Annotated in this window: 5 protein-coding genes; 1 reads left to right on the plus strand and 4 read right to left on the minus strand. The window is 29.0% G+C overall.

All coding sequences use genetic code 11. From position 1 onward, the window contains the following. Window positions 1-1,427: M14 family metallopeptidase (locus tag ABY298_RS13850; protein WP_372746654.1), on the minus strand; the 1,427-nt coding region annotated here is incomplete at its 3' end. Window positions 1,428-1,530: 103 nt separating this feature from the next. Between ABY298_RS13850 and ABY298_RS13855 the strand changes: the two genes are divergently transcribed. Then, window positions 1,531-4,428 carry an FAD-binding and (Fe-S)-binding domain-containing protein gene (locus tag ABY298_RS13855; protein WP_372746655.1) on the plus strand — a complete coding sequence of 966 codons (2,898 nt, stop codon included), beginning with the start codon at window positions 1,531-1,533 and terminating at the stop codon, window positions 4,426-4,428. Between the two features lie 65 nt (window positions 4,429-4,493). On the opposite strand, the gene ABY298_RS13860 is transcribed toward ABY298_RS13855, so the two are convergent. The 3 genes from ABY298_RS13860 to ABY298_RS13870 all read right to left on the minus strand — a co-directional run. Further along, on the minus strand, window positions 4,494-5,339 hold the full coding sequence (locus tag ABY298_RS13860) for a lysostaphin resistance A-like protein (RefSeq protein WP_372746656.1): 846 nt from the start codon (window positions 5,337-5,339) through the stop codon (window positions 4,494-4,496). A 100-nt stretch (window positions 5,340-5,439) separates the two neighbouring features. Beyond that, window positions 5,440-6,042 (minus strand): hypothetical protein, encoded by a 603-nt coding sequence (locus ABY298_RS13865; protein WP_372746657.1) that lies wholly within the window; start codon window positions 6,040-6,042, stop codon window positions 5,440-5,442. A gap of 227 nt (window positions 6,043-6,269) precedes the next feature. After that, a partial coding sequence (locus tag ABY298_RS13870) for a class I tRNA ligase family protein (RefSeq protein ID WP_372746658.1) occupies window positions 6,270-6,863 on the minus strand: 594 nt, incomplete at its 5' end.

Consider the following 6,863-nt stretch of genomic DNA (forward strand, 5'->3'; position numbering starts at 1 on the left):
GGAAGTGTCCACGCCGAAATATCATAAAACAAACTATCCTGAAAAGTTGTTCGCTTTTCAAACATAGCTTGTATAAGTCTGCTATTTTTTTGATTGGTTGGAACTATAAAACTAGATTCCTTTTTAAAGTTTATTCCATCAGAAGAAAAATCGGCTTTGGGTTTATAAATTTCTATTTTATGTCTGTTTAAAATCTCAGCCAAATGCACCGTTTTTGCAACATCATTTTCATCACCAAATACCAAAGCTTTCACATTATTTTTAGTATTTTCTATAGCAACATCATCAAAAAATTTCTTTTGATATTTTAATAATGAAATTCTCATGTTTGAACTAGCTGCTAAAGTAGATAAAGCCGCCGTAAACTGATTTTTTATAGCAAACGGAAAAGTTAAAACTCCATTTACCGTTTCTTGCGCATGACCACGAGAACTTCCTTGCTCAAACAAAATTCCAACAGCACCATTTACATCGGGGTATGTAGATCCTTTTCCATAATAATAATCATCATAATTTTCTTCTGTAAAATATAACGATCCTATTTTATCAAAAGCTTGCGCATGATAATTTCCAATTTCTTTTGTTAATTGTTGATTTTCAATTGGTGTTAAAGGATGTATTCTAGATTGCACGCCTGGTTGAAAAAAGAATGTTGAATTACTTCCCATTTCATGATGATCTGTTAAAATATTTGGCATCCAACTTCTAAAAGTTTCTATCCTTGCTTGTGATTCTGGCAATTGTACAGGTAACCAATCTCTATTTAAATCAAACCAATAATGATTTGTTCTTCCTCCTGGCCATACTTCATGAAATTCTCTATCATTTGCATCTATATTTAAATGTTCACTTTTATTGCTATTAACCCAATACGCAAACCGCTGAACTCCATCAGGATTTAACGCTGGATCCACCAAAATAATGGTATTTTTTAATAAAGTTTTAATGGCTTCACCTTCTGCAGCTGCCAAATAATATACCAATAACATACTTGCGTTAACACCACTCGCTTCATTACCGTGCACTGAAAAACCTTGATAAACAACCAAAGGAATTTCATTAATATTTAAGAATTTACTTTTTGAAACTTCTGTTAAATTAAAATGTTTTTCTTTAAGCTCGTCTATTTTCAAATGATTTTCTGGAGACGTAACCGTTAACAAAATTATAGGTCGTCCTTCAAAAGTTTTTCCACTGGTTTCAATAGTAATTCTGTCAGAAGAATTAGCAACCGCTTTCATATATTCCAAAAGTTTGTCATGTGTTACGTGCCACTCGCCTACTTTATAACCTAAAATACTTTCTGGAGTTGGAATTTCTGGATTATAATTACAATTTTGTGGTAAATAATACTGTAAATCAAATTGATTTTGAGCTTGTAAAATTGATACAAAAAATATACAAGTAATTAAAAAATAGTGTTTCATGAAAAGGGATGTTTTAACAAATATAAAAATTTAAGCATACTTACAACTAACTAATATTTTAGTATCTTTCCGTTGAATTAATTTTTCAATTTGAAATAAAAAAATGCTTCAAAATTTATCAAATTCTTTAAATGGTGAGTTGTTTTTTGATGATTTACATAAAAGTATTTACGCCACCGATGCTTCCGTTTATAGGAAAATTCCATTAGCAGTTGCGTATCCTAAAAACACACAAGACATACAAACACTTATTGCCTTTGCTACTACCAATAAGATTTCTTTAATTCCAAGAACCGCAGGAACTTCTTTAGCCGGACAATGTGTTGGCGATGGAATTGTAGTTGATGTTTCTAAATATTTTACAAAAATTTTAACTTTTGATGAAGCCAACAAAACAATTACCGTACAACCAGGAATTATTAGAGATGAGTTAAATTTATTTTTAAAACCTTTCGGACTGTTCTTTAGCCCAGATACTTCAACCACAAACCGCTGTATGATTGGTGGAATGGTTGGTAATAATTCATCAGGAACAACATCAATACGTTATGGTGTTACACGAGATAAAGTACTATCGTTAAAAACTATTTTAAGCGATGGTTCTGAAGTTGTTTTTGAAGCCTTAACTAACGAAGAATTTAATTATAAAAAATTAGGAAATACTTTAGAAAGCAACATCTATAATACAATTTATAAAGAGCTTTCTAATTCTGAAATTCAACAAGAAATAGAAAAAGAATTTCCAAAAGCATCAATACACCGAAGAAATACTGGTTATGCCGTAGATGCTTTGGTAAAAACCAATGTTTTTTCAAATTCAGAAGAAAAAATAAACTTAGCTAAATTATTATGTGGTAGCGAAGGAACTTTGGCTTTTACAACTGAAATTACCTTACAATTAGACAACCTTCCTCCTACTGAAAGTATTTTGGTAGCTGCACACTTTACAAGCATACAAGAAAGTATGGAAGCTGTTGTAATTGCTATGAAACATAATTTATTTATGTGCGAATTAATGGATAAAACTATTTTAGATTGTACTAAAAATAACCGAGAACAATTAAAAAATAGGTTTTTTGTTGAAGGTGATCCAAAAGCTATTTTAATGTTAGAAGTAAAATCTAATTCCATTTCTGAAACTCAAAAATTAGCCAATGCATTAATTGCCGATTTACAAAAACATAATTTTGGTTATGCATATCCAACATTAATTGGCGACAATATTAATAAAGCAATTAACTTACGAAAAGCTGGTTTGGGTTTATTAGGTAATATTGTTGGCGATAGAAAAGCCGTTGCCTGTATTGAAGATACTGCTGTTGAAGTACCCGTTTTACCAAATTATATAGGTGAATTTTCTGCAATGATGGAAAAATTTGGTCAAGATGCTGTGTATTATGCGCACGCTGGAGCAGGAGAAATTCATTTACGTCCAATTCTGAATTTAAAAAAACAAGTCGATGTAGCTCTCTTTAGAACAATAACCACAGAAGTTGCGCACTTAGTAAAAAAATACAAAGGCTCTTTAAGTGGTGAACACGGCGATGGAATTGTACGTGCAGAATTTATTCCATTAATGATTGGTGAAAAAAATTATGAGTTACTAAAACGAATTAAAACAGCTTTTGATCCAACTACTATTTTTAACAAAGGAAAAATTGTAAATGCTTTTCCTATGGATAAAAATTTACGCTATAAAGTAGACAGAACAGAACCTGAAATTGAAACTATTACCGATTTTTCTGATAGTGAAGGAATTTTAAGAGCAGCAGAAAAATGTAATGGTTCTGGAGATTGCAGAAAACCAGTTTCGGCTGGTGGAACCATGTGCCCAAGTTACAGAGCTACAAAAAACGAAAAAGATACCACCAGAGCACGTGCAAATGCATTGCGTGAATTTTTAACAAATTCTGATAAAATAAACAAGTTTGATTATGAAGAACTTAAAGATGTTTTTGATTTATGTTTAAGTTGTAAAGCTTGTGCTAGTGAATGCCCAAGTAACGTAGATATTGCAGCCTTAAAAGCTGAGTTTTTATACCAATATCAAAAAACAAACAAGCCAAGTTTAAGAACTTATGTATTTGCTAACAACAACAAGTACAATAAATTAGGCAGTATTTTGCCATTTGCAACTAATTTTATTTTAAACAATTATATCACAAAAAAAATAATAGGAATTGCAACACAAAGAAGCATTCCTAAAATATATAAAACAACATTAAAAAAATGGATTCGTAAAAATGAAAAAAGGCTTCATTCATCAAATTTTAAAAATGGAGAAGTCTATTTATTTTGTGATGAATTTACCAATTTTTACGACGTAACTATTGGTATAGATGCTATTGAATTGTTAACAAAATTGGGGTATAAAGTGTTATTTATTGAACACGAAGAAAGTGGCAGAAGTTTTATATCGAAAGGTTTTTTAAACGACGCAAAAACTGTAATTGATAAAAATATTACCATTTTTAAAGATATAATTACTAAAGAAACACCTTTAATTGGTATTGAACCATCAGCAATTTTAGGTTTTAGAGATGAATATATTCGTTTAGCTGATGATAAAATTTCAGCAGAAAATATTTCTAAATATAGTTTTACAATTGAAGAATTCATCAAAAAAGAATTTGAATTGGGGAAAATATCTTCATCAAATTTTAAAAACACATCAAAAGAGATTAAAATTCATGTGCATTGTCATCAAAAGTCGTTAAGTACTTCTGAAGCTACTTTTACCATGTTAAATATTCCAACAAATTATAAACCAACTATTTTAAATACAGGTTGTTGCGGAATGGCAGGTTCCTTTGGTTATGAAAAAGAACATTATGCTATTTCTATGCAAGTTGGTGAAGACACGTTGTTTCCGAAAGTAAGAAACACAGCAGAAACTGTTGAAATTTCCGCTTCTGGAACAAGTTGCAGACATCAAATAAAAGATGGTACAAAACGATTAAGTAAACATCCTGTAAGTTTATTGAAAGAAGCTTTAATTTAGCATTTAATATTTCAGGAAACTTCGTAATTCTGAACTTGTTTTAGAATTACGAAGTTCCTCAATTTTTACACAACCGCTTTTGGTTTTATTTTAACGTAATAATACTCAATACCAATAATCATAATTACCATAGTAATTACGGCTAAAACTGAACCTTCAAAACCAAAATCACCACCATTTATCATATTATTTTCTTGTATCGTAAATTCTATTAACGAATATGAATCTTGTCCGCTTACGTTAAATCCAAATAACGTTTGAAACAAATTCCAACTTAAATGTAATGCTATTGGAAACCATAAATTTTTGGTATGTATATAAGAAATTCCTAATAAAATTCCGGCTAAAAACAAATTAATTAAACTAAATAAATCTATATTTGGATTAAAACCGTGCATTAAAGAAAATAGTATTGATGACATTAAAAGCGCCATATATTTATTGAAAGAAATCATTAAATTTTTTAAAATATAACCTCTTAACAATAGTTCTTCTCCAACTGCAACCGCAATAAATAATAAAACGGAAATTATTATTTCTTTTACATCAAAAACTATGGTTTTAAATGTTATTTCATCCATAAATATCAATAAAAAATAACCAGCACTCATTACAATAAGACCTAAAACTGTTCCTATTAAAAAATCTGACAACCTATTTTTTGTTTCAAAACCAACTTTTACAAGCGGTTCTTTATCTAATTTTTTCATAAAAAGCCAAATAACTAAAAATGTTCCCAATAAAGTGAAAAATGAAATTATTAAGTGTTGACTTGATGAATTTTGATATTCTACCACTGTAAGATCCCTTCCGGCAACCAATGCACCAATTACCTGGAATATTCCTACAATAATAATATAAGGAAATATAATTAGTAAAACTCTTTGCCATCCTTTGTTTTTGTTCTCCATTTTAATTTATTTTTAAAAAATTTGATTATATATCCTTCCCATTTTAGCCACAAAACGTGCATAAAAATTAAAGGAATTTTTAAATAATTATTTCACTAATTTAATTTCTTCTACTTTTCAACAAACCTATCATATTACCAATTCCAACGCCAAAGTATAAATTATCTTTATTAATTTGTAGCATTGGAGAAATTGTAAAACCGTAAATTCTACTAATTGGAAATTCTATTTTGGGGTTAATAATAAAACTTACCGTAGTATGCTTATGGTAATTCCAGTTGTAATTTTCTGCTAAAAACGCATCATTATTTCTAACCCAATTTTCAGGTTCCCTAATTATAGTATAACCTAATCCAGCTAACAAATTAAGTCTTATTGTTTTACTTGAATTAAGATTAATTATGTTACCCATTCCAATTTGATAATTTTCTAATTGATCGTACGGATTAGCCAATCCAAGCAGAAATAATCCTGTTAATCCTGATGTATAATCTTCGGGTTGAGATTTTGGTTTACGTATATTTCCACTGTAACCAATTTTAAAAGAATATTTATCTTTATAAACATAGTTCATATTTAAATCTAATCCTATATAATTTCCCAAACTCAACTCAGTAGAGTAATAAATTGAATTATTTTCATCAAATTGAGCATTTACAGAATTAACACTAATACAAAACAATAGCAATAGAATTACTTTCATAGACTTATAAATTATTAAAGCATTTAATTACTTAGTTTATATTGTGATTAGGTTTGCAATTTTTTGTAGAATAAATTTAACAAAAACATTTAAAAAACACAGCTTTTTAAACTTTTAAATACAAATTAATGTTAAAAAACAAAAGAGACTGACTACAAAGTAAAATGTTACTTTGCAATTAGCCTCTTTCTAAATACATTTACCAACCACAGTAAATGTAGTATCTTTTATAAACTTTTTAAACTTGCTTGTAAAGTTTCTATTTTTGCCAATGCATCGGCTTCTTTCTGACGTTCAATTGCTAATACTTTTTCAGGAGCATTGTTTACAAAACGCTCGTTACTTAATTTTCCTTGAACCGATTTTAAAAAACCTTGTGTATATTTTAATTCTTCTTCTAATTTCGCCTTTTCAGCTTCCACATCAATAGCACCAACCATAGGAATAAAATATTCGTTTGATTTTACTCTAAAACTTAAAGCACCTTCAACCTTTTCAGTAACATAACTAATTTGACTAATATTACCCATTTTTTGAATAACAGCATCAAAATTAGTACTTACCTTGTCGTTGTTTAAAATTGAAAACTCAATTGTATCTTTAAACGAAATATTTTTATCTTTTCTAACCGTTCTAATTCCTGAAATAACATCAGCAGCTACATTAAACTCGTTAATTAAGTTAGTATTATAAGCTTCAACTTTTGGATATTCCGCAATAATTAACGCTTGATCTGGAGTTCTTTCTGTAATATCTTGCCAAATTTCTTCAGTTAAAAATGGCATAAACGGATGCAATATTTTTAAATTATCTTCTAAAAA

This window comes from Lutibacter sp. (genome assembly GCF_041596795.1).
In the GTDB taxonomy this organism is placed as follows: Bacteria; Bacteroidota; Bacteroidia; order Flavobacteriales; family Flavobacteriaceae; genus Lutibacter.